This is a genomic window from Acinetobacter harbinensis (genome assembly GCF_000816495.1).
In the GTDB taxonomy this organism is placed as follows: domain Bacteria; phylum Pseudomonadota; class Gammaproteobacteria; order Pseudomonadales; family Moraxellaceae; genus Acinetobacter; species Acinetobacter harbinensis.
The window spans coordinates 61,623-62,244 of the sequence record NZ_JXBK01000003.1 but is presented as its reverse complement, the minus strand read 5'-3'; the positions used below and the strand labels follow the sequence as shown (position 1 = coordinate 62,244).

Sequence of the window (622 nt, the reverse complement as noted above, 5' to 3'; positions counted from 1 at the left end):
GGCTTCAAAAAATCTACCTAATAGAATTAAAGTGATAATAACCGCTGCAGCTTCATAATAAACATTGACCGTGCCTTGTGGCAGGACACTTGGAAAGAAAGTAGCAACCACTGAATAAAGATAAGCAGCCAATGTTCCTACAGCCACCAAGGAATTCATGTCTGGTGCTAAGCGGAATAAACTTGGGATGCCCTTTTTGAAGAAGCGTCGGCCTGGAAAAATTAATGCTACTGTGGTCAAGAAAAATTGCATTAACCAGCTATTTTGTTGGCCAATGTTATCCATCATAAACGTATGAAAGGCGGGAATCAGGTGTGATCCCATTTCTAAAATAAAAACGGGTAGAGTCAATAAGACTGACAAAATTAAATCTTTTTTAAGTTTTTCTAATTCAATATTCTTTTTATCTTGAAAGCTTTCCGTAGTTTGATGAACTGACTTTGCTTCAAACCCTGCTTTGGTGACAGCCTGAATTAACGAGTCACGAGTGACAGATGAGCTTGCCTGAATAGTCGCTTTTTCAGTAGCCAGATTTACATGTGCTGATTCCACACCCTCAACAGATTTTAAGGCTTTTTCTACTCGACCTACACAAGAAGCACATGACATACCCTCAATCGTA

The 622-nt window shown here is 39.1% G+C and carries 1 protein-coding gene; it reads right to left on the bottom strand.

Translation table 11 applies throughout. The annotated features are described in order from the left end of the window. Positions 1 to 622 (bottom strand): cation transporter (locus SE27_RS14770; protein ID WP_455550036.1); only part of this gene is annotated, 622 nt, incomplete at both ends.